The 16,628-nt window shown below is 65.0% G+C and carries 18 protein-coding genes and 1 pseudogene; 11 read left to right on the forward strand and 8 right to left on the reverse strand.

Going from position 1 to position 16,628, the window contains the following annotated elements; genetic code table 11:
• The 4 genes from BZL41_RS28830 to BZL41_RS09455 all read left to right on the forward strand — a co-directional run.
• Positions 1-347: hypothetical protein (locus BZL41_RS28830; protein WP_218224491.1), on the forward strand; the 347-nt coding region annotated here is incomplete at its 5' end.
• On the forward strand, positions 347-850 hold the full coding sequence (locus tag BZL41_RS09445) for a BRO family protein (protein ID WP_095599058.1): 504 nt from the start codon (positions 347-349) through the stop codon (positions 848-850). The genes BZL41_RS28830 and BZL41_RS09445, both read left to right, overlap by 1 nt.
• Before the next feature lie 221 nt (positions 851-1,071).
• Positions 1,072-1,413 carry a helix-turn-helix domain-containing protein gene (locus BZL41_RS09450; RefSeq protein ID WP_095599059.1) on the forward strand — a complete coding sequence of 114 codons (342 nt, stop codon included), beginning with the start codon at positions 1,072-1,074 and terminating at the stop codon, positions 1,411-1,413.
• Entirely contained in the window at positions 1,403-2,743 is a 1,341-nt protein-coding gene (locus BZL41_RS09455) for a type II toxin-antitoxin system HipA family toxin (RefSeq protein WP_095599060.1), read from the forward strand. Before BZL41_RS09450 ends, BZL41_RS09455 begins: the two co-directional genes overlap by 11 nt.
• 184 nt (positions 2,744-2,927) lie before the next feature.
• On the opposite strand, the gene BZL41_RS09460 is transcribed toward BZL41_RS09455, so the two are convergent.
• The 3 genes from BZL41_RS09460 to dinG all read right to left on the reverse strand — a co-directional run bounded on the left by BZL41_RS09460 (position 2,928) and on the right by dinG (position 8,985).
• Complete coding sequence (locus BZL41_RS09460; protein ID WP_095599061.1) at positions 2,928-4,073, reverse strand: serine hydrolase domain-containing protein; 1,146 nt, start codon at positions 4,071-4,073, stop codon at positions 2,928-2,930.
• A gap of 306 nt (positions 4,074-4,379) precedes the next feature.
• Positions 4,380-6,764 carry a beta-agarase gene (locus BZL41_RS09465; protein WP_174706153.1) on the reverse strand — a complete coding sequence of 795 codons (2,385 nt, stop codon included), beginning with the start codon at positions 6,762-6,764 and terminating at the stop codon, positions 4,380-4,382.
• Between the two features lie 76 nt (positions 6,765-6,840).
• Positions 6,841-8,985, reverse strand: coding sequence for an ATP-dependent DNA helicase DinG (gene dinG / locus BZL41_RS09470; RefSeq protein ID WP_095599062.1), 2,145 nt, complete (start codon positions 8,983-8,985; stop codon positions 6,841-6,843).
• 90 nt (positions 8,986-9,075) lie between these two features.
• Between dinG and BZL41_RS09475 the strand changes: the two genes are divergently transcribed.
• Positions 9,076-9,540 carry a CopD family protein gene (locus BZL41_RS09475; protein ID WP_095599063.1) on the forward strand — a complete coding sequence of 155 codons (465 nt, stop codon included), beginning with the start codon at positions 9,076-9,078 and terminating at the stop codon, positions 9,538-9,540.
• A gap of 122 nt (positions 9,541-9,662) precedes the next feature.
• Here BZL41_RS09475 and BZL41_RS09480 read toward each other — a convergent pair whose 3' ends face one another.
• From BZL41_RS09480 to BZL41_RS29040, 4 genes and pseudogenes are all read right to left on the reverse strand, one after another.
• The gene (locus tag BZL41_RS09480; protein ID WP_095599064.1) at positions 9,663-10,427 is read right to left on the reverse strand and encodes a hypothetical protein; all 765 of its coding nucleotides are present in this window, start codon (positions 10,425-10,427) and stop codon (positions 9,663-9,665) included.
• Positions 10,420-10,695: a DUF1145 domain-containing protein gene (locus BZL41_RS09485; protein ID WP_095599065.1), complete on the reverse strand. Its 276-nt coding sequence runs from the start codon at positions 10,693-10,695 to the stop codon at positions 10,420-10,422. Before BZL41_RS09485 ends, BZL41_RS09480 begins: the two co-directional genes overlap by 8 nt.
• Before the next feature lie 118 nt (positions 10,696-10,813).
• Positions 10,814-11,551, reverse strand: coding sequence for an OmpA family protein (locus BZL41_RS09490; RefSeq protein WP_095599066.1), 738 nt, complete (start codon positions 11,549-11,551; stop codon positions 10,814-10,816).
• Between the two features lie 178 nt (positions 11,552-11,729).
• A pseudogene (locus BZL41_RS29040) lies at positions 11,730-12,092 on the reverse strand (OmpA family protein); the annotation flags it as partial.
• 405 nt (positions 12,093-12,497) lie between these two features.
• Between BZL41_RS29040 and BZL41_RS09500 the strand changes: the two are divergent.
• The 3 genes from BZL41_RS09500 to BZL41_RS09510 all read left to right on the forward strand — a co-directional run bounded on the left by BZL41_RS09500 (position 12,498) and on the right by BZL41_RS09510 (position 14,660).
• Complete coding sequence (locus BZL41_RS09500; protein ID WP_095599068.1) at positions 12,498-12,995, forward strand: DUF6231 family protein; 498 nt, start codon at positions 12,498-12,500, stop codon at positions 12,993-12,995.
• A 2-nt stretch (positions 12,996-12,997) separates the two neighbouring features.
• Positions 12,998-13,486, forward strand: a complete 489-nt coding sequence (locus BZL41_RS09505) for a YchJ family protein (RefSeq protein ID WP_095599069.1) — start codon at positions 12,998-13,000, stop codon at positions 13,484-13,486.
• A 67-nt stretch (positions 13,487-13,553) separates the two neighbouring features.
• On the forward strand, positions 13,554-14,660 hold the full coding sequence (locus BZL41_RS09510; RefSeq protein WP_371916509.1) for a hypothetical protein: 1,107 nt from the start codon (positions 13,554-13,556) through the stop codon (positions 14,658-14,660).
• A 36-nt stretch (positions 14,661-14,696) separates the two neighbouring features.
• Here the strand turns inward: BZL41_RS09510 and BZL41_RS09515 are convergent, their stop codons facing one another.
• Positions 14,697-15,242, reverse strand: coding sequence for a hypothetical protein (locus tag BZL41_RS09515; RefSeq protein WP_095599071.1), 546 nt, complete (start codon positions 15,240-15,242; stop codon positions 14,697-14,699).
• A gap of 115 nt (positions 15,243-15,357) precedes the next feature.
• Between BZL41_RS09515 and BZL41_RS09520 the strand changes: the two genes are divergently transcribed.
• From BZL41_RS09520 to BZL41_RS09530, 3 genes are read left to right on the forward strand one after another with little or no spacing between them, the layout of a single operon-like run.
• Positions 15,358-15,855 (forward strand): LEA type 2 family protein, encoded by a 498-nt coding sequence (locus BZL41_RS09520; RefSeq protein WP_084338184.1) that lies wholly within the window; start codon positions 15,358-15,360, stop codon positions 15,853-15,855.
• A gap of 7 nt (positions 15,856-15,862) precedes the next feature.
• Positions 15,863-16,051 carry an SEC-C metal-binding domain-containing protein gene (locus BZL41_RS09525; protein WP_084338186.1) on the forward strand — a complete coding sequence of 63 codons (189 nt, stop codon included), beginning with the start codon at positions 15,863-15,865 and terminating at the stop codon, positions 16,049-16,051.
• Positions 16,052-16,058: 7 nt separating this feature from the next.
• Entirely contained in the window at positions 16,059-16,523 is a 465-nt protein-coding gene (locus BZL41_RS09530; protein ID WP_095599072.1) for a DUF2489 domain-containing protein, read from the forward strand.
• Positions 16,524-16,628 lie beyond the last annotated feature (105 nt).

Raw genomic sequence — 16,628 nt, forward strand, 5'->3', positions numbered from 1 at the left:
CGGTTCATCCCCGCACCCGCGGGGAACACACTTGCCGTAACCAATTGTTTTCAAAGAACAATTCCGATCTCGATTTTTCTACCGAAGAAATCGTTCAAAAAACAACCAGCCCCACACTCGGCAAGCCGTCTCGAAAGATACCCCCATTCGATGCCTCCACAACAGCGTGTCAGGCACCCGGCTTGTGCAATTCGGCCTGCGTCCCTATCCTCTCGCCCGTCACGGCCAATTCCGTGACCGGGTTTGACAGCCTGCAAGTACTCGACACGTTGCGCTGCTCTCTGCGAAAGCTTCTGTTTTTGCGGGTGGGTTGCGCATGGGTTAACCAGAACTTGGAGTACTGCTGATGGATGCTGTCTTCACCCCTACCCATTTCCTCCGCCACAACCGCCCTCTGCGTGCCGCTCTGATCGATGACCAGCCCTGGTTCGTCGCGCGCGACCTTGCCCTGTTGATCGGCCACAAGCTGGAGGACCGCATCGTCCACCGGCTGGATGCGGACCAGACGCGCACGGTCGCGCTGGTGTATGCGGCCGGCGAGCCACAGCCGACGTTGATGCTCAGTGAATCGGGCATTTATGCGGCGCTGATTTATTACCGCCACCCGGAGAACCGCAGCCTGCGCCGGTGGATCACCGGCGAGGTGGTGCCGGCGTTGCGCGGCGAGGCGGAGAAGCCGGAGCCTCGGCGCAGCCTGTTACGTTGGGAGCGGCAGGAGGTGGCGATGCTGCACTGGCAGGATTGTTTGTGGGTGCGGTTCAGCGATATGCCGTTTCTGCTGGAGTCGGGGTATCCGCGGGCGAAGCTGCGACGGCCTCGGTTGCTGGGGTTGTGGTCGCGGCGGCCTTGAGCGGTGGGCGGCTCGGTTGGCGTGGTCCGGGCCGCCGTTGTGGGGCTGTGTGGGGCGGACGCGGAGCGTCCCTGGAGGCATTCCCACGCGGAGCGTGGGAACGATCAGAAGCGGAGCTGGCGACGCGGAACGATCAGGTCATAGGCTTGCTGGTTTGCCTTTCGATAATTTGCACCTAAAATCGATCACTAAGCGGTTAATGTATTTTTTTAGGTGCAAACATGAAGCGACAGCAAGCCTCGGCGATGCCCGATCATCTGAGCAGTCAATTGGCCGGGTTGGGCCAGGCGCTGGCGGATAGCCGTATCGCCCGCAAGATCACCCAGGCGGAGGCGGCGGTTCGGGCGAATGTCAGTCGCAACACCATCGTGCGTATCGAACGGGGCGATGCCGGGGTGGCGGTCGGGCAGATTCTTCGCTACCTGGATGCACTGCGTCCAGGCGTCTCGCTGCAGGCGTTTCTCAGTCAGCCGGACACGGCCGTGGTGCAGATGGAGGCCCAAGGCAAGCGCCAGCGGTCGCGCCCGCTCGGCGAGAAGGAGCTGAAGCGTTATGACTTCTGAACGCGAGCTGATGGTGCATGCCTATCTGCCCGGCGCCACCGTGGCGGTGCCGGCTGGGTTGCTGGCGCTGACCGAATCCGACACACAGGTGGTCGCGGCTCGATTCGGCTATGGCTTGCGCTATCTGAAACGTGCCGGGGCAATCGAGATCGACCCGGTGGCGCTGGGTTTTCTCCATGGGCAGGAGGTTGCTGGTCGTGAATTGTTCCCAGAAGGAGCGGCGTTGTTCGGCGGCATTCGGGATGCCGCGCCGGATGCCTGGGGCCGGCGAGTGATCGAGGCGCGACATCGGGCACCGGCGAATGGGTTGCCGGAGTCGGTGTACCTGCTGGAGGCAGGCGGTAACCGCGTCGGCGCGCTGGATATCACCGGGCACGGCGAGGAGCCGAAGGGGCTCGCCCAGGCGGTGGATGTGCGCCGCCTGCATTATTTGCAGGAGGCGGTGGAGCGCATCGAGTCCGGCGCCCCCGTTCCGGCCAATCTGCATGCGTTTTTCGAGGCCGGTTCGAGCATGGGCGGCATGCGACCGAAGGCGACGCTGCTGGATGCGGATGGCAGCCATTGGCTGGCGAAGTTCTCTTCGGTGACGGACCGTGGCTTCAACGTACCGGCCGTGGAGCGGGCCACGCTGGAGTTGGCACGCGCCGCCGGATTGAGCGTGCCGAAAACACGCCTGGAAGACCTCGGTGCGGGGCGCCACGCGATGTTGATCGAGCGCTTCGACCGCACCGGCAAGGGGGAAGCCGTGGGGCGGCGGCACTACATCACGGCACTGACGCTGATGAACATCCATGAAATGGCTTCCATCGAGAGCAGCTATGCGGCCCTGGCGGACCGGATGCGGCGGTTCTTGAATGCCGGGCATCTGGCCGACGATCTTGCCGAGCTGTTCGAGCGCATGGTGTTCAACATTCTGGTCAGCAACGACGACGATCACCTGCGCAACCATGGTTTCATCCTGCAGGAGACGCCGGAGCAGTTGCCCCGGCCGGGGTCGCAGGGCCCGGAACGGCGGGTGGCGCTGGCTTGGCGGCTAAGCCCGCTGTATGACGTGGTGCCCCGGCCGAGCGTTGCGAGCAGCCGTTATCTGCACTTGGGCGTGGGCCAATATGGGCGCGAGGCCACCCTGACCAATGCGCTGTCCTGGGCAGAGCGTTTTGGCCTGCCCTCCTCCATGGCCGTTGCCCGGATCGAGCGGATTTGGCGGGTCGTGCGCGAGTGGCGCACGCATTTCGAGGATGCCGGCGTCAGCGGCGACGATATCGATGCGGTGGGCTCGGCCTTTCCGCATGCACGGGATATTGGCGGCAAGGCGTTGGGGATTCGTTGAGCCTGGCTTGGGCACCAGGGGGACGCGGAGCGTCCCGGGAGGCATTCCCACGCGGAGCGTGGGAACGATCGGGGGGCGGAGAGTGGGATAGCCGTTGTGGATTGTGTCGGGGTGAATTCATTCGCCCTTGGACGCGGAGCGTCCCGGGAGGCGTTCCCACGCGGAGCGTGGGAACGATCAGAGGTTACAGGCACTCGCCGACAACTCGGGCGAGCTTTTGGGCGCGAGGGTCCATGAGGACGTAGGGGCCGAGGGTGTTGGTGACGAAGCCGAAGGCGAGGTCGCGCTCGGGGTCGGCGAAGCCGCTGGAGCCGCCGGCGCCGGGGTGGCCGAAGGCTTTCGGGCCGAGGCCGTAGGTGGCGTTGGCGACGTCCGGCTGGTCGAGCATGCAGCCGAGGCCGAAGCGGGTGCTGGTGAGCAGGGTTTTGTCTTCGCCGCGGCAGTGTTCGCGGGTGAGTTCGTTGAGCAGGTCGGATTCGAGCAAGCTGCCATCCAGCAGGCCAGCATAGAATCCGGCCAGGGCGCGGGCGTTGCCGTGGCCGTTGGCAGCGGGTTGCTGCATGCGGCGCCATTCCGGTTTGTTGGTGCTGGTCATGATGGACGGCGGGTTGGTAAAGGCCCGCGTCGGCATGGAGGTGGGCTCGGTCATCATGCACTTGAGCAGGCGCTGGGCGGCGGCGTCGCCGAGGTTGCCCTTGGCCCGGGCGATGTGGGCGACACGGGGGAATTCAGCGTCGTCCAGCCCGACATGGAAGTCGAGGCCCAGGGGCTTTGCGGTACGGGCGACGATGGATTCGCCGGGGCCACGGCCGTCGGCGCGGCGCAGCAGTTCACCCACCAGCCAACCGTAGGTAATCGGGGCATAGCCATGGCCTTCGCCGGGCGTCCACCAGGGCTGCTCGGCGGCCAGGGCCTGGATCATGGCATTCCAGTCGTAGAGGGCTTCGGCGGGGAGCAGTTCATGCAGCGCAGGCAGGCCGGCCTGGTGGCAAAGCAGTTGGCGCAGGGTGATCTTTTCTTTGCCGGCAACAGCGAACTCGGGCCAGAGACGCGCGACGGGGGCATCCAGCTCCAGCTTGCCCTCGCCGACCAGTTGCAGGGCGGTGACGGCGGTGAAGGTCTTGGTGCAGGAGAACAGATTGAGGATGGTGTCGCTGTTCCAGGCCTCGGTGCCGTCCTTGTCGGCGACGCCGGCCCAGATATCCACCACGGTTTCTCCGCCGACCTGGATGCAGAGCGCCGCGCCGCGCTCCTGGGGATTTTCGAAGAGAGCGGCGAAGGCGTCCTTCACTGCTTCGAATTTCAGGTCGAAATAGCCTTGAATCTGCACGCGGGCTCCTTGGGATGGTTCGGCAATGCCGCGCATTGTTTCAGCCGGGCGCGGGAATGTGAACCAGTCGTGAGGTGGGATGTTGAAGCGGGTGAAGGGTTATTCAATTGCCTGGGGGTATGTAGGCCGAGCATGCGTATGGATCGCCAGGCCGAAAGAGCAACTTGTAGCCCGAATAAGCGTCAGCGCAATCCGGGGTGAGCATGCGTGAATCCGAGCATGTGTATGGGGGCCGAAAGACCGCCCACTCGCCCCAACCCCCTCCCCAGCGGGGAGAGGGTTTACGTGCAGGCGTCATACCGGGAGTCATTGCACCGTCTGCTGAGGCGGGGCCTGTTCTCCGGTCGTCTTCTTCGCTTCTCCCTGATTGTTCTCGCCCACCGGAGCCGGCGGGGCCAGGAGGGTCTTGGGGACGTCGAGGTTGGCCTTGCGCACGGCCTCGACGAAGCCCTGGAACGGACGGTCGGTAATGCCAACCAGACCAAGGTGGCCGTTCTCCCCGTCGAGCAGGCGGCCGGTCACCGGCTGGTCGAGGTACTGGAACCAGTGGGCACCGACGATCAGCGGGTCGGCCAAGGCCTGTTTCAGGAAGTGGGCGTAGGCCGGGCCACGCTCTTCTTCCTTGTAGACCTCGGCAACACCACCCCAGAACGGGCCGCGATCGCGGGAGCCGAAGTGGAACTCGGTGATGAGCACCGGCTTGTCCAGCGCACGCAGTGCGTCGAAGTCGTAGCCATGCTGCGGCTCGCGGGTATAGAAGTTGAAACTCAGCACGTCGCAATACTGGGCACAGGCCTCCACCGCCTCGGGAGTGCTGACGGCGAAGCGGCCGCCAAGCAGCAGGTGGTTGGGGGCGTGCCAGTCGAGCGAGTCGGAGATGGTCTTGAAGTAGGTGTCGGCGAACAGCTTCTGGAAGCGTTTGAAGTCTTCCTCGATGGCTGGGTGCTCCGGACTCGGCAACGGCGCTTCGAAACCGGGGTCCTCCAGCAGTTCCCAGGCAGGCAGGTCGATGCCCCAGGCCGCGGACAGCCCCTGCTGGTTGCGGTATTTGTCGCGCAGTTGCTTGAGGAAGGCGCGCTTGGCCGGCACGTCGGTGGTCAGGCGCAGGGTTCCGTAGGCCAGCGCGTAGCGGGCCTGGGGATCAGTGCCGACGCCCGCCCAGGCGAGTTCGTTGTCGGCGAAGTAGCCCAGCAGCCAGGGGTCTTCGCGGTGGTCGCGGGTGGCGATGGCAATGGCCCGTTCGGCCGCCATGGCGAAGCGCGGGTCGAACGGATCGGGGATACCGCCCCACCAGTCGTGCCCGGTGCTGATGGTGGCGTAGTCGCCCTGGATCGACAGCGGCAGCGTATAAGGCATGCGCTTGGCCTCGCCGAGCGCATTGTCGCTCCAGTTGCCGAGGGTGTTGAAACCCCAGCCCTGCAGGCGGTCGAGTGTCTGGCTCACCCAGCGCTCGGCTTCCGGCACACAGGGCTTTTCCGCCGCGGCGGGTTGCGCGGGAGTGGAAGAGCCAGCGGCAGGCTCCCCGGTGGCAGGTGCTGCAGCCTCCGGAGCGGTACTGGCGGGTTTCTGAGGCGCATCCGGCGGGCAAACCTGATCGCCGTAGGTGCGTTGCAGGTTGGCGCGGTAGAAGTCATACCAGCGGCCCTGGGCGTAAGCGCGGCCCTTGTTGGCGCCGGTGTCGCTGCGACTGTCGCCCTGGCCGTAGAGCGCTGCGAGCGGCTCGCCTTCTTTCGGCAACGCAGTGAACATGCTTTCGCGCCCTTCGACGTAGGTCTGGCTGCCGTTGGCGGTAACGGTGTTCACACCGAGGGAATAGAACGGATGACCTTCGGGGGTGACCAGATACCAGCGACCGTCATGCTTCTCGGTGCGAAAGAAGCCTCGCGCCTCGAAGGACGGGCCTTTCATCCAGCCACCGAAGCGATCCTGTTCGGGGCGTTTGTCCAGCCAGCCCTTGAGCTGGTCCTTTTCCTTCACCGCAGCCTGCTTGAGCTGGGCGTCGCTATTGACCTTTTCCGGCCAGCGGCCACGGGTGTACTGGCCGTAGGCATCGACGATGCCGGTGTAGGCGGCCTTCACCGAATCCTCGCCGGGCTCGACCAGTATGCGGCCGAGCAGGATGTTCTGGTTCGCGTCCGGATGCTCCAGCGAGAGACTGATGGAGCTGACCTGCGCCAGATTCAACTCACCTTCGACGAACTCGGCCAGCAGCAGGCGCTGCCCTTCATGCTCGAAGGGCATCGGCGGGCCGGCGCGCATGCCATGGTCGCGCGGCGTGGTGGCGTGCAGCGGGACCAGCAGCGTCTGCGCCGGGCCGGCCGGCAGTGCGATACGGCTGGTCAGGACCTTGCCGTCGCTGCTTTCGATACGCAGGTCGAGGGTGATGGCCCAGTCCTGGGCGTTCTGGATACGCAGGCCGAGCACGCCGGCCTGGGACCAGTCCCAGGCGCCCTGCTGGGGGGTGAGCTGCACGGTCGGCCTTTCGCCGGCATGGAAGACCAGGCGCCGCAATGCCTCGCCCCGGTCAGTGAACTCCGGCTCAAGCGATGGCAGCGCGCTGCCCTGTGTGACCACCTTGGCCACATCGGTCGGACGAGCGAAGTTGAAGAGGTTCTGCTGGGCCTCGGGCGCAGCGGATAGCGGAGTGGCCAGCATCAGTGCCACCACGGCGTACAACGGACGACGCATCATGAAAAAAACAGCCTCTCTACTGTCGAGCAGTCAATAGACCACGCCTTACCCGGATGATGCTGTCGATGAGTACCATTTATGCGATTTCCCGGCGGAACGGCGGCAACGCGTTGAGGATCGCCTTGCCATAGCGCTGGGTCACCACCCGGCGATCCAGCAGGGTGATGGTGCCGCGGTCGCTTTCGGTGCGCAGCAGCCGCCCGCACGCCTGGACCAGGCGCAACGAGGCATCCGGCACGGCGATTTCCATGAAGGGGTTGCCGCCGCGCGCCTCGATCCATTCCGACAACGCGGCTTCGACGGGATCATCCGGCACGGCGAACGGAATCTTAGCGATTACCACGTGTTCGCAATAGGCTCCCGGCAGGTCGACGCCCTCGGCGAAGCTAGCGAGGCCGAACAGCACGCTGGGCTCGCCATCGTCGACGCGCGCCTTGTGCTTGTTCAGAGTCTCCTGCTTGGACAGGTTGCCCTGGATGAGGACACGTTTGCGCCAGTCGCGGTCGAGGCCATCGAAGACGTCCTGCATTTGCTTGCGCGAGGAGAACAGCACCAGGGTACCGCGGGGGCCATCCACCAGGGCCGGCAGTTCACGGACGATGGCGGCGGTATGGGCGGCAGCATCGCGCGGGTCGGCACGCAGGTCCGGCACCTTGAGCAGCCCCGCATCGGCATGGTGGAACGGGCTGGGCACCACGGCGGTGACTGCCGCCTTGGGCAGGCCGGCACGCATGCGGTAGCGGTCGAAACTGTTCAGCGCGGTCAGGGTGGCGGAGGTCACCAGGGCACCGTAGGCGACGTTCCACAGGTTGCGGCGCAGGGTTTCGGCGGCGAGGATCGGGCTGGCGTTGACCTCGATGTCATAGGCCGCGCCACTCTCCGCCAGGGTCAGCCAGCGGGCCATGGGCGGGCTGTCTTCCGGGTCTTCGACGGTGAAGGCGGTCCACAGCTCCCAGTTACCCTGGGCACGGGACAACAGGCTGCCGAACAGCGGATACCACTCCTCTGCCTGGTGACTGGCGACACCAACGCTGGCCTCGCCGTCCATGGCCTCCTTGAGCAGCTCGGTGAGCCGGGTGAAGAGGTCGGTGAGCTTGGCGAAACCCTTTTTCAGCTCCAGGCCCATATCCCGCAGGTGTTCCGGCACCAGGCCGCCAACGAAACGGTGGCGTGGCCGCTCGCGGCCTTCCATGTCTTCGCCGGCGCGGAAATCGGCGACCTGCTCGCAGGCACTGAACATAAATTGCTGTTGCGTGCGCAGTTCGCGCGCCAGCTCCGGTACGCCTTCGATCAACCGTCCCAGTTCGCCGGGCAGCGGGTGCTGGGCGAGCAGCTTGGTGAGGTTCTTTTCCACCTGGCCGAGCCAGTCGGCCGTGGAACGCAGGCGGGTGAAATGGGCGAAATGGCCGATGGCCTTGTCCGGCAGGTGGTGGCCTTCGTCGAAGACGTAGAGCGTTTCGCGCGGATCGGGCAACACGGCGCCACCGCCCAGCGCCAGGTCGGCGAGGACCATGTCGTGGTTGGTGACAATCACATCGACCTTGGTCATGCCTTCGCGGGCTTTATAGAAGGCGCACTGCTGGAAATTCGGACAATGACGGTTGGTGCACTGGCTGTGGTCGGTGGTCAGACGCGCCCAGTCGGCGTCGTCGAGGGCCTCCGGCCAGGCGTCGCGGTCGCCGTCCCAGCGGTTGCCGGCGAGCTTTTCGATCATCTGGGTGAAGAGTTTCTGGCTACGCTCGTCGACGTCGAGCTTGAAGCCTTCTTCTTCGAACAACTGGGCCGTGGCGTTCTGCGCCTGCCCTTCCTGCAACAGCATGTCCAGCTTGGACAGGCACAGGTAGCGGCCGCGCCCCTTGGCCAGGGCAAAACTGAAATTGAGGCCCGAGTTGCGCATCAGGTCCGGCAGGTCCTTGTGCACGATCTGTTCTTGCAGGGCCACGGTGGCGGTGGCGATCACCAGGCGCTTGCCGGCGGCCTTGGCAATGGGAATGGTGGCCAGGCTGTAGGCGACGGTCTTGCCGGTACCGGTCCCCGCCTCCACCGCTACCACCGCCGGTTCGCCATCGCGCTGGCCTTCGTCGTTGTGCTTGATTGCACCGAGCACCTTGGCCACTTCGGCGATCATCAGCCGTTGACCGTAACGCGGCTTGAGCCCCTTGGCTTCGAGAAAACGAGAGTAGGCCCCCTGGATCTGGGCCTTGAGTTCGGGACTGAGCATGGGGAGCGGAAAGCCTGGATAAATTTTCAGTATTTCGAATGGGTGGCTATGATAGCGCGCGTTTCGTTCACCGCCACCGGAGATTGCCGAATGACACCTTTTGCCCTCGTTTATGCCCTGCATGTGCTGGCGGCCCTGGTTTGGGTCGGCGGCATGTTCTTCGCCTGGATGGTCCTGCGCCCGGCTGCCGTCGCGGTGTTGCAAGCCCCGGAAAGACTCCGGCTGTGGGCGGACGTGTTCCGGCGCTTCTTCGTCTGGGTCTGGGCGGCGGTGGCGGTCCTGCCGATCACCGGCTTCGGCATGCTGCACCTGCGCTTCGCCGGTTTCGAGCAGGCGCCCCGCTATGTGCATGTGATGATCGGCCTTTATATCGCGATGCTGGCGCTGTTCCTGCGGGTGCAGGCGCTGCAACTGCCGCAGTTGAACAAGGCCATCGAGGCGCAGGACTGGCCCGCCGGCGGCGCGACGCTGGGGAAGATTCGCCGACTGGTGGGTTTCAATCTGCTGATGGGATTGGTACTGGTGGCCATCGCGGCGGCGCGGCCGGGGTTGTAGAAGTCATTCCTTGGGGATGAGGTCGCACGGAGCTTCGCCAGCAAGCTGGCTCCTACGGAAAGCGGTCAATTGTGGGAGCGAATGAATTCGCTCCCACCGAAACGCCCGCAACCTCAAGCCAACTATTCGAAACGCACCACTTCCAGTTGTCCCTCGGCCCCCTGGGCCCCCGGCTGGCCGGGTTGTCCCGGACGTCCCTTGGCCGCACCGTCTACCCGGTAGAGCAGGCAGCCCTTGGCCGCACCACCGGGGCCGCCGTCGCCGGGCTCGCCCGCCGGGCCGCCCGCACCGCCCTCCAGGCGGACCTGGATACGCTCCACCGGGAAATCGGCCGGCACTTCCAGACGGACCTTGCCGCCCGGCGCGCCGTCCTGGCCATCCCCGCCGTTTTGCCCGTCGTAACCTCGGTTGGCATCGCCCCACAGGCAGCCCGCCGGCTGGCCTTTCGCGCCATCCAGCCCCCGATAGCCCGGCGTTCCCCGCCCACCGCGGGCATCGATGGAGAGGGATTCCACCTGAACCTGCTCCAGGCGCAGAGCGAGTGTCCGACCGGCACTGGCCAGTCGGTCGTAGGAGCCCGGCGCGCCACGGGCGCCGATATGGCTGCCGGCGGCGATCTCGCCCTGCGCCACATCGAGGCGGAAGGCGGTCTCGCTCGGGGCGATGCCAATATGCGCGTCGCGCCCCATGCGCAGTTCGCCTACCCGCAACTCGCTGAGGTTGGCAGGCAGCAAGAGGGAAGCATGGTCGGCGATCTCCAGCCGATCCAGTTGCAAGGTGCTGGCATGGGTGGGCAAGCGCAACAGTGAATTTGGCGCTACCTTGACCAAGGATTCCGCCATGGCCAGCGGAGCACACAGGAGCGCGAGCAGGCACAGGTTACGCATGGCGAGCCTCCTTGACGGAGGGCCGGGGCAGTCCAAGATGAAAGACGCCGAAGACCAGCACTTGCAGGCATTCCAGAACGATTCGCGGCCGGCCCTTCAGGCGCACGCCGAACCAGGCCAGCTCGAGCAGGTGGATGAAGAAAAGCACCGCGCCGGCCGCATTGAGCAGCAGACCGAATGGATTGGCGAACGGATCGATCAGATTGGCCAGCACCAACGGCCAGAACAGCAAGGCAGCCACCTTGCCCAGCCCTAAAAACACTGTCATGCCTCCCCCCTGCTTTTTTTGGTTTGGCCGCACCATAACCCCTTCGCCAGCAACGGGCCAGCATCGAACCGAAAAAAGCACGGGGGCTTCACGCCCCCGCCTCTCCAACCTCTCATCGCTAGCGAGTGACGTGAATTTCCACACGGCGGTTCTGCGCCCGTCCGGCGTCGGTGGCGTTGTCCGCAACCGGTCGGCTCTCGCCGAAACCTTCCGTGCTCAGCTTGCTCGCCGGAACGCCCTGAGCAACCAGGAAATCCGCCACGCTCCGTGCCCGGCGCTCCGAAAGCCCCTGGTTGTAGGCATCGCTGCCGACGCTGTCGGTGTGTCCCTGCACCTTGATCTCAATGACGTCCGCCCCTTGCAGACGTCCGCCCACATCCCTCAAGCGGGCACGCGCCGCTTCGGTCAGTTCGGCGGAATCGAAGGCGAACAACACCTCGCCCAGATCGCTGAGCACGATTACCTCGCTTTGTGGCGCAGGGGCCGGCTCGGGTTCCGGGGACTTGGGCGCAGCCGGGTATTCCTTGATCGGACAACCGTTGTGGTGCACCGGCGTATTCGCGGGCGTACCCGGACATCGATCGCGCCGGTCGAAGACGCCATCCCCGTCTTCGTCTCCGTCCTGTGCATAGCAGAGCAGACCGCCGACGACCGCACCGGCCACTGCACCTCCGGCTGCCCAAGCTGAACTTTCGATGGCGCCGAGGCCGCCGCCGGCCAGACCGCCAATCGCACTGCAGATAGGCCAGTTCCCCTGGTTGAGCGCCGCATCCCCCGTACTGGTGGTGGTGACGCAACCGGTGAGAACACTGCTGACCAGAAGAATCGGGACTACTGTCCTGGCGACAGTACTCATGGTGAGATCTCCTGTGTCACTGGCGGAATGCCAGTACCAGGAGTTAAGACCAGCGAAGCGGCGCCGACAACCGGCCCACCATCCCAGGAAGAGAGATTACGGCCGAGCCGACTGATCCCTTCCGGCCGCCCGTGGGGGGCGGCCGGGTTGACCTTGGTTCCGCCGGCTAAGCGACGACTCAGGGACGGGCTTCGACTTCCGCTTCCACACGACGGTTGATGGCACGGCCTGCATCGGTCGCGTTATCCGCCACCGGACGCGACTCGCCATAACCGACCGTATCGACACGGCTGCCCTCGATGCCGTACTGGTTGACCAGCACGTCGCGCACGGCGTTGGCACGGCGTTCGGACAACCCCTGGTTGTAGGCGTCGGTACCGATGGAGTCGGTATGACCTTCGACCACGGTGGAGGTCTGCGGATACTGCTTCATGAAGTCGGCCAGGCTGCGGATGTCATCATAGCTCTCAGGCTTGACCACCGACTTGTCGAAATCGAACTTCACGTCCAGCTCGACACGCACCGGCTCGGCAGCCTCCGGCATGGGCGTGGGTTCGGGCATGGGCTGTTCCTCGACGGCGGCGACGGTTTCTTCCTCGCCCTGGCCGTGCACCCAGCAATAGGCAGCCGCCATGCCGGCACCCACCGCCGCACCGCCAGCCGCCCAGGTGCTGCTCTCGATCGCCCCCAACGCCGCGCCGCCCACGCCACCGACGGCCGCACAGGTCGGCCAATCGCTCTTCTGCAGACCGGCGCAGCCGGTCAAGACGCTGGTCGCCAAAAGCAGGGGTACTGCGGTCCTTGTCATACTCATAAACGAAGTCTCCTCTTTGGGATCGGTCCAAACCGACTCCATGGGAGTAAAGACGCCGGTTTTAAATTCCGCCAGCACTAGGCCAGTGTGTCGCAGCACGTTAGGCTTCATTTTCCACCTCGAGGATTTTCAATGACGGCCTCCACCTCCTCCCTGACTCCACAACAGGCACTTGCCGGCCTGCTCGACCGCTACGCCCCGGAACGCGTCCTGCTGATCGGAGCCAGCCAGTTGCCGGCGCTGGAGGCATTCCGCTCCGCGCACCCGCAAAGCCGGGTGGAACACGCCGAGGCCGGCCCCCTGCCGGATGCGCTGGCCGCTCAACGCTTCGACCTCGCCCTGCTGGTGGATTGCCTCGAACACCTGCCCAAGCGCACCGGACTGGAATTGCTCGGCGGCATCCGCAACCTCAATGCGAGCCGCCTGGCCGTGCTGGTCGACCTGCAGGCCTGCGGCTGGCAAGACACCGACTTCTTCGCCCTGGCCATGCAGGCCAGCGAACGCTTCCAGCGCGGCGAACAGACCCTGACACTGTTCACCTACGACCTGCGCGACTACAAGCAGGTGCCGGACTGGCTGAACGCCAAGTTCTGGGCCAACCCGGAAAACTTCGGCAAGTACTGGTGGTAACCATGAGCCCTACCCTGGATCCCGCCTCCCCCAGTTGCCCCTGCGGCAGCGGCGCCGTTCTGAGCGACTGCTGCGGGCGCTACCACGCGGGCACGCCGGCCCCCAGCGCCGAGCGCCTCATGCGCTCGCGCTACAGCGCCTATGTGCTGGGCCTGGTCGATTATCTGGTGGCTACCACCCTGCCCGCCCAGCAGGCCGCCTTGGACCGTGCTGCGATCGCCGCCTGGAGCGCGCAAAGCACCTGGCTCGGCCTGGAAGTAGAGAGTACCGAATTGCTCGGCGGCCAGCCGGAGCACGCTTTCGTCACCTTCACCGCGCGCTGGCATGACGGCACGGGCGAGCACAGCCACCGCGAGCGTTCGGCCTTCGTCCAGAACGCCGGCCGCTGGTACTTCATCGACCCCACCGCCCCGCTGAAGGCCGGCCGCAACGATCCCTGCCCGTGCGGCAGTGGGCAAAAATTCAAAAAATGCTGTTTCGGCTTTCTTTAATCGCCTGTTGTTGCTTGAGTGTTTGAGCGAGGCCATCCCGGGCCTCTCGCCAAACAAGGAGCAACATATGCCAGTACGTAAGGGAATGGCTGCCGGCCTGGCGGCCATGGCCTTCAGCGCAACGCTGCAGGCCGACGTCCAGCTCGACCTGGGCAGCACCGAACGTGTCACCCGCCTGTTCGCCTACCCCAACAATTGCCACGTCATCTGCTACCGCAACTGGACGCTGGAGCAGACCGTCGAGCACTACATGACCCAGAGCGTGCAACGCGACGGTTATGCGGACGCGAAAGTGGCGGTGAACCGCGACAACGATCGCCTCTTCCTGACCATCCAGGGCGTGCCGGACGGCTACGGCACGCCGTTGCAGGCGCTGCTCGAAGCCGGCGACATGGCTTACCAGGGCGCCAGCCGCCTGAACAGCGATGGCAAGTGGCAGTACAGCTGGTATTTTTTCCTGCCCCTGGGCATGGCCCTGGAGAATCGCCGTAGCGTCGAGCTGCTGCATTTCCCGCCTGACTACTCGCTGACCCAGGCGCAGGACTACCTCGAATCCAAGACCACCGACCGCTGGGCCGACCTGCTCAGCCGCAATGGCATTCCGGCGGAGCAGACGCCTGCCTATCAGACGATCATCGATATCGCCCCCATCGCGGCACCGGCCAGCGCCGGCAGTACCCTGGAAGAGGTCTACGACTACTTCCAGGATTACCAGAAAAGCATGGTCGCCCAGCTCACCGCCGGCAGCGGCAAGCAGACCCTGCCGATGGTTGCGTTCGGCAGCCCGGTGCGCAACTGGATCAAGCAGCAGTACGGCGTCAGCCTGAACGTGCTCGGCCTGGGGCAGATCAAACCGGTGGAAGGCAAGTCCGTCGCGGTGCTCGGCAGTAACCACCCCAGTTACATCTGGTACGCGGCCGATCCGGAAAACAACGACGACAACGAGGAGAAGGCCGACCAGGCCGGATTGAAAGTCATGGGTCAGGACATCACCGCCGCCTGCTGGCAAGCCGGCATGGGCAGCAACCCGGGCGCCGATCCGCAGAAGACGCTGGATGCCTGTACCCAGAAGTGGCAAGTCACGGACAAGGTGCAGACCTGCGAGCTGTTCTATACCTCGATCCGCAATCTCACACCGGAACAGGCCGCCGCCAAGTGCGAGACGGACGCCTGACGGCACGGGGCCCGCACAGGCGGGCCTCGTTTTCGATCAGACCAGTTTGAGGTGGGAGACATCCGGCGCCGGGGCCGGCGGAGCCGCCTTCGCCTGCCCCATGTCGCTGCCCACCGGCGCCAGGGAGAATTGCTCGAGGTCCACCTTGGGCGCCTGCGGGGCCGGCTTGGCATCCTGCAGGTCGCTGCCTACCGGAGCGATGCCGAAGTCCGGCGCTTCGACCTCGGCGAACGCCGCCATGTACTCGTCCCGCGGCGCCACCTTGAGCCGCCCGGCTTCGCTGCCCGGTGCGGCGGTTTTCGGGGCTTCTGCCGCGACAGGCGGAGGCGCCAGCTCGACCTCCTCGACCTCCGCATCCAGCACGGCGACTTCCACCATGGCTCCGGCACGCTCCAGCGTCGCCCGGTATTTTTCCGCGCCAGCCGCATCAAGATTGCTCTTGATCACTATCCGGCGACCGGAAAACAGCAACGCTATGCGCTGGGCATCGGCCTGGAACAGCTTGGTCAGATTGGCCTTCACCTGCTCCAGTTGCGCACCCGGTACCAGTTGGCCCGAGAAAGCGATCTCAAAGCGGCTCATATGGTCATACTCCTGTACATATTGGCGCGCAGTATGGCTCAGTTTTTTTTCGGCTCTCAACCGATTGCAGCCAAGCACTTGCTTGTTACACTGAGGCGTCCTTCGGAGTTTTCGAATGTTTTATCAGGCGCAAACGATAAGAATTCTCAGCCTAATGATGTTGTTCGGTCTGGCGACAGGCCTCGCAGGATGCTCCACCTGGCTCACCGGTGGATTCAAGGACCCGGACGTCCAACTCATCAAAGTCGATGTTGTCAGTGCCAAACTGATGAAGCAGGAGTTCCTGCTGCGTTTCCGCATCGCCAATCCCAATGGGATGAGCCTACCGGTGCGCGGGCTGGTCTATGACATCCACCTCAACGATGTGAAGCTTGCCGAAGGCGAGGCACGGACCTGGTTCACCGTGCCCGCCCATGGCCGCGAAGAGTTCGAGGTGCCGGTGCGCACCAACCTCTGGCGGCACATGAAGTACATCGTCAAGCTGCTCGAGAAGCCCGACCAGCCGATCCGCTATCGCCTCGAAGGCGAGGTCAAGACAGGCCTGATGTTCGGCCGCAGCGTGCACCTTTCGCGGAATGGCGAGATAATTCCCGGCGACTACATTCCGGAGTGATTCACCCATGCACCAAGAACCCCATGTCCATGGTCCCGACTGCAACCACGATCATGACCATGAACACCACGTCCACGGCCCGCATTGCAACCACGCCCACCAGGAGCCGGCACGCAACCCGCTGAAGGACGTCGGCCGCAACGACCCCTGCCCCTGCGGCAGCCAGAAGAAATTCAAGAAGTGCCACGGCGCCTGACCGCAGCATGGACACGCTGACCCTGGGCCTGCTGCTCGCCGGCCTGCTGATCATCCTCCCGCTGGCGCTGTATGCGCTGTTCCTCTGGCGGCGCGTCTGGGCCCGCCAGCGAGCGATCAGAGAGGCGGAGCGAGCGCGCCGGGAGCGCCTCGGCAGCGACCTGCGTATCCTGGCCGGCAGCCTGCTCGACGAGCAGCTGCCGCTGATCGAAGGGGCGATCCGCATCAAGGTGCTGATCGACAACTACGACACCGCGCTGAGCAACAACCCCCGCTGCCAGGTCTTCCACCAGTTGTTCGAAGCCACCGCCCACGTGCCCACCCATGCCGCCTGGAAGGCGCTGGAGCGAAGCGAACGTCGCCACCATGAGGCCCGTTTCATAGAGCTGGAGCTGCAGCACAAGGCCGCCGCCCGGGCCGGCGCGCGCTGGCTGCTGGAAGAAGCCCTGCCGCCCTCCGCCAACGACGACTAGCAGGCCGTCACTCCGGCTACCCGAAGAGCGCCGGCCTCTTGCCAGCCACACGGGCGCTCTCTACCTTAGCGCCCCATATCCCGAGCCATCCCGCCCCGCCCACGT

This window comes from Pseudomonas sp. PIC25 (genome assembly GCF_002286785.1).
Lineage (GTDB): Bacteria > Pseudomonadota > Gammaproteobacteria > Pseudomonadales > Pseudomonadaceae > Pseudomonas_M.

Bases quoted from the DNA above. Each gene is read 5' to 3' on its own strand.
- BZL41_RS09445 (WP_095599058.1), top strand. From the start codon at position 347: ATGGATGCTGTCTTCACCCCTACCCATTTCCTCCGCCACAACCGCCCT.
- BZL41_RS09450 (WP_095599059.1), top strand. From the start codon at position 1,072: ATGAAGCGACAGCAAGCCTCGGCGATGCCCGATCATCTGAGCAGTCAA.
- BZL41_RS09455 (WP_095599060.1), top strand. From the start codon at position 1,403: ATGACTTCTGAACGCGAGCTGATGGTGCATGCCTATCTGCCCGGCGCC.
- BZL41_RS09465 (WP_174706153.1), bottom strand. From the start codon at position 6,764: ATGATGCGTCGTCCGTTGTACGCCGTGGTGGCACTGATGCTGGCCACT.
- dinG (WP_095599062.1), bottom strand. From the start codon at position 8,985: ATGCTCAGTCCCGAACTCAAGGCCCAGATCCAGGGGGCCTACTCTCGT.
- BZL41_RS09475 (WP_095599063.1), top strand. From the start codon at position 9,076: ATGACACCTTTTGCCCTCGTTTATGCCCTGCATGTGCTGGCGGCCCTG.
- BZL41_RS09480 (WP_095599064.1), bottom strand. From the start codon at position 10,427: ATGCGTAACCTGTGCCTGCTCGCGCTCCTGTGTGCTCCGCTGGCCATG.
- BZL41_RS09485 (WP_095599065.1), bottom strand. From the start codon at position 10,695: ATGACAGTGTTTTTAGGGCTGGGCAAGGTGGCTGCCTTGCTGTTCTGG.
- BZL41_RS09490 (WP_095599066.1), bottom strand. From the start codon at position 11,551: ATGAGTACTGTCGCCAGGACAGTAGTCCCGATTCTTCTGGTCAGCAGT.
- BZL41_RS09500 (WP_095599068.1), top strand. From the start codon at position 12,498: ATGACGGCCTCCACCTCCTCCCTGACTCCACAACAGGCACTTGCCGGC.
- BZL41_RS09505 (WP_095599069.1), top strand. From the start codon at position 12,998: ATGAGCCCTACCCTGGATCCCGCCTCCCCCAGTTGCCCCTGCGGCAGC.
- BZL41_RS09510 (WP_371916509.1), top strand. From the start codon at position 13,554: ATGCCAGTACGTAAGGGAATGGCTGCCGGCCTGGCGGCCATGGCCTTC.
- BZL41_RS09515 (WP_095599071.1), bottom strand. From the start codon at position 15,242: ATGAGCCGCTTTGAGATCGCTTTCTCGGGCCAACTGGTACCGGGTGCG.
- BZL41_RS09520 (WP_084338184.1), top strand. From the start codon at position 15,358: ATGTTTTATCAGGCGCAAACGATAAGAATTCTCAGCCTAATGATGTTG.
- BZL41_RS09525 (WP_084338186.1), top strand. From the start codon at position 15,863: ATGCACCAAGAACCCCATGTCCATGGTCCCGACTGCAACCACGATCAT.
- BZL41_RS09530 (WP_095599072.1), top strand. From the start codon at position 16,059: ATGGACACGCTGACCCTGGGCCTGCTGCTCGCCGGCCTGCTGATCATC.